This is a genomic window from Endozoicomonas atrinae (genome assembly GCF_001647025.1).
GTDB classification, from domain to species: domain Bacteria; phylum Pseudomonadota; class Gammaproteobacteria; order Pseudomonadales; family Endozoicomonadaceae; genus Endozoicomonas; species Endozoicomonas atrinae.
In genome coordinates this window covers 1-2,735 of record NZ_LUKQ02000439.1, presented here as the reverse complement: position 1 = coordinate 2,735, position 2,735 = coordinate 1, and the positions used below count along the sequence as shown (strand labels likewise).

Here is a 2,735-nt window from a genome sequence, read left to right as displayed (position 1 = left end):
CAGGTCAGGGCGTTGTCTCGATGTTTAACTTCGGGAGGTCATACGGGGCAGTAGAATCCGCTGTGAGCTTAATGGGCTTTCCCCTGACCTATGTAACCCCTCAATCATGGAAACGCCGTGCAGGACTCACAGGGAGCGGAAAGGATGCATCGAGAGGTAAGGTGTTAGACCTCTACCCGGATGCGGACGTTCATCGAAAAAAAGACAATGGTCGTGCTGATGCTGTGCTCATTGCGAGATACGGAGAGAGACAGGCATGAAACTCACATCGGCGAGAGAGGCTATCCACGATGCCTATGCAATTCACCTCACTAGCAAAGGCTTTGAGGCGAACTTCAGAGCAGAGGCAAAGAAACCGGACTTTACCAACTACCTCAGAGCGGCTCATCGTTGCCGGGATGGGATCAGGGAGGAAAAACTCGCAGAGTTCAGCCCGGTCGGGTTCTATACCGAGGATAAGATTCTCCGGGAGAATAACAACCGGCAGGTCTGTGATGCGGTCGAGGCCGGGATGATTATTGCCGCTGTCGAAGCCCTCCCTGAACCATTCCGATCATGGGCGAAATGGGCATACGGTCCCCGGACAGAGGACATGCTACCCGAACAGGGGAGGTTCTTCCGATGGCTCGATCAGGACGTGACCAATAACTTCGGGGAAATTGACCGGGTTTACCGGGAGGCGACTATGGAGAAGATCAGGGACGTTGTCGCCTATGCAGTCCTCGATTACCGGAGCTATTCGGTCAATGACCGACACCTCTACCCGGTCAATCTCATTATCAACCGCATCGGTATCCAGAGACAGAACTGGAAGCGTGACTTTGAACCATGGCATGCCTACTACTGGCGGGTCTGTGATAGCTACCTCGACAAGACAGCACTCCCGGCAGTAGCGAGTGTCGTTTTGAGGCTACGATATGGCCGTGATGAATTGGCTAAAAATTGAACAAAAAATGGCAAAAACTTGCTAATGATTACAGATTCAGGTACTTTTTCCCATGATACAAAACCTCACCCAGAAAACGTGTGAGGTTTTTTTTCGCCCGAAATTTCTCCTGTGCAGGACGCACTTATGGCTGACCTCTCCGACCGGCTAGATCGTATTGATACGAAGCTGGACAGATTGAGCGAGGCAGTATCTCAACTCGCCAGAATTGAAGAACGAATCTCCCACCAGAACGAAAACATGGGCACGATAGATGCCCGGCTCAACGATATGGAAACCCGTATCCGCACCCTCGAACGTGCGAGCAATTCAAGAGGTGTAATACTCGCCGGGATTGAACGGTTCGGCTGGATCGTTATCTCAGCAATGATCGGCCTCGCTGCCTACTTCGTTCGAAAGTAATTTATTCAGGGAAGCCCGATGACTCCAAGGATGGAAACTAATTACATCGTTATCCATTGCTCGGCTACCCGTGCCGATCAAGGTGTGACGACTGAGGACATACGGCATTGGCATACCGTCGATAATGGCTGGTCGGATATCGGCTATCACTGGATTATCGAACGGGATGGAGCGATCAAGCATGGTCGGCATTCACAGGCTCAAGGTGCCCACGTAAGGGGTCATAACCATGAGTCGGTCGGTGTCTGCATGATCGGCGGTATTGATGAGAATGGTGATCCAGAGGATAACTTCACATCAGAGCAATGGCTCATGCTCGAAATGCTGATAGAAACCTTGGAGCTCCGCTACCCGGAGGCAGAGGTTGTCGGGCATTACTTCTTCACTCCCTACAAGACTTGTCCGAACTTCATCGTTGAGGACTGGCGGGAGTCTATTCGATGACCTGGGCGGCAGCAATTCCAGTTATCGGGAAGATCATCGAGAAAATTATCCCTGATCCTGATAAGGCGGCTGAGGCAAAAAAACAGCTGGTGGATTTAGCGGTCAAGGGAGAGCTCGATGAGTTAGCCGAACGTGCTGGGGTCATCAAGGCAGAAGCCCAAGGCGAGAGTTGGCTACAGCGATCATGGCGACCGATTGTAATGCTCGTCTTTACCGGGCTCATCGTTGCTCGTTGGCTCGGATGGTCAGCCCCGGATTTAACCGAGGCGGTTGAACTCAAACTCTTTTCCATCGTCCAGATCGGTATCGGCGGCTACATAGCGAGCCGTGGTATTGAGAAGGTCGCAGACAAGATAAGGCGCTAAGGAATGGCAGCAAAGAAAAAACACAAGCTCGTCGAGCGTAAGGTCAATGACCTGATTCCTTATGTGAATAACTCCCGGATTCACGATGAGGAACAGGTAATCCAGATTTGTTCCTCGATCAAAGAGTTCGGCTTTACGAACCCGGTTCTCATTGATGAGGAAAACGGGATCATTGCTGGCCATGGTCGATTGATGGCGGCAAAGAAACTCGAACTCAAAACCGTCCCCTGTATCGTTCTCGAAGGCCTCTCAGAGGCTCAAAAGAAAGCCTACGTCATAGCGGATAATTCCATTGCCCTCAATTCAAGCTGGGATATGGACAAGCTCTCTCTCGAACTCGAATCACTGAAAACAGAAGATTTCGATTTAGACCTTCTCGGCTTTGATGAGAACTTCTTTCAGGTAAGTACTGATGAGTTCTTCGATGTTCCTGACGCTCCACCGGCGAGCGGTGATAGCGATAGCGGGGATCGTGAGCCTCGGAGAACGGATGAGGGGTATTCAGCCTTTGAACTCGTCATGCTCCATGAGAACAAGCTCCGACTCATTGAAGTGATCAATGAGATTAAAAACGACCT

At 51.0% G+C, this 2,735-nt stretch carries 6 protein-coding genes; all 6 read left to right on the top strand.

Annotation, left to right across the window (positions count from 1 at the left end; translation table 11 throughout):
• Window positions 1-260, top strand: a 260-nt coding sequence (locus AK963_RS27590; protein WP_238593874.1) for a RuvC family protein, incomplete at its 5' end; no start/stop codon positions are given.
• Complete coding sequence (locus AK963_RS27585) at window positions 257-946, top strand: bacteriophage antitermination protein Q (protein ID WP_066018525.1); 690 nt, start codon at window positions 257-259, stop codon at window positions 944-946. The genes AK963_RS27590 and AK963_RS27585, both read left to right, overlap by 4 nt.
• A 126-nt stretch (window positions 947-1,072) precedes the next feature.
• Window positions 1,073-1,348 carry a hypothetical protein gene (locus tag AK963_RS27580; protein ID WP_066018524.1) on the top strand — a complete coding sequence of 92 codons (276 nt, stop codon included), beginning with the start codon at window positions 1,073-1,075 and terminating at the stop codon, window positions 1,346-1,348.
• Window positions 1,349-1,366: 18 nt separating this feature from the next.
• The gene (locus tag AK963_RS27575) at window positions 1,367-1,792 is read left to right on the top strand and encodes an N-acetylmuramoyl-L-alanine amidase (protein WP_066018383.1); all 426 of its coding nucleotides are present in this window, start codon (window positions 1,367-1,369) and stop codon (window positions 1,790-1,792) included.
• The gene (locus tag AK963_RS27570) at window positions 1,789-2,157 is read left to right on the top strand and encodes a 3TM-type holin (protein ID WP_066018523.1); all 369 of its coding nucleotides are present in this window, start codon (window positions 1,789-1,791) and stop codon (window positions 2,155-2,157) included. The genes AK963_RS27575 and AK963_RS27570 overlap by 4 nt, the downstream gene beginning before the upstream one ends.
• A gap of 3 nt (window positions 2,158-2,160) precedes the next feature.
• Window positions 2,161-2,735: ParB/Srx family N-terminal domain-containing protein (locus tag AK963_RS27565; protein WP_175404695.1), on the top strand; the 575-nt coding region annotated here is incomplete at its 3' end.

What these genes read in the sequence shown, in the direction of transcription:
- AK963_RS27585 (WP_066018525.1), top strand. Translation starts at nt 257, where the DNA reads ATGAAACTCACATCGGCGAGAGAGGCTATCCACGATGCCTATGCAATT.
- AK963_RS27580 (WP_066018524.1), top strand. Translation starts at nt 1,073, where the DNA reads ATGGCTGACCTCTCCGACCGGCTAGATCGTATTGATACGAAGCTGGAC.
- AK963_RS27575 (WP_066018383.1), top strand. Translation starts at nt 1,367, where the DNA reads ATGACTCCAAGGATGGAAACTAATTACATCGTTATCCATTGCTCGGCT.
- AK963_RS27570 (WP_066018523.1), top strand. Translation starts at nt 1,789, where the DNA reads ATGACCTGGGCGGCAGCAATTCCAGTTATCGGGAAGATCATCGAGAAA.